The organism is Paraburkholderia sp. CNPSo 3274 (assembly GCF_024206475.1).
Classification (GTDB): Bacteria; Pseudomonadota; Gammaproteobacteria; order Burkholderiales; family Burkholderiaceae; genus Paraburkholderia.
Genome location: NZ_JAMBPR010000276.1, coordinates 1 through 512, shown reverse-complemented (window position 1 = coordinate 512; position 512 = coordinate 1). Strand labels below are relative to the sequence as shown.

1 protein-coding gene is annotated in these 512 nt (G+C 67.8%); it reads left to right on the top strand.

Annotated elements, in window-relative coordinates; translation table 11 throughout:
- Positions 1-50: 50 nt before the first annotated feature.
- On the top strand, positions 51-512 hold a 462-nt coding region (locus M3I54_RS44685), incomplete at its 3' end, for a helix-turn-helix domain-containing protein (protein WP_375542338.1).

Below are 512 nucleotides of genomic sequence, written 5' to 3'. Positions count from 1 at the left end.
CCGCTGCGGGGCCTGCCATGAAGCCGGACACGACGCTGGTGAGTTTGAGCATGCGCGAACTGGACAGACTGAAGGTTATACAGGCCGTCGTTGAGACGGGCCTCAAGCCCGGCCGTGCCGCCGAACGGCTGGGTCTGACAGTACGTCAGATCGAACGGCTGGTGATCCGGTACCGGGAGCACGGGCCGTCTGGCGTGGCCTCGGGCCGACGCGGTCTGCCAGGTAACCGCAAGCTCGACGAAGGCCTGGCGTTGCGCGCCCTGATGATCATCCGCGAGCGCTACGCCGATTTCGGGCCGACGCTGGCCCGCGAGAAGCTGGACGAATGCCACGGCATCCGGCTGTGCAAGGAAACGGTGCGCCAACTGATGACCCAGGCCGGCCTGTGGGTGCCGCGCAAACAGCGTCCACCGAAGGTCTACCAGCCGCGCGCACGGCGTGCATGTTTCGGCGAGCTGGTGCAGATCGACGGCAGCGACCACCGCTGGTTCGAGGACCGGGCGCCGGCCTGC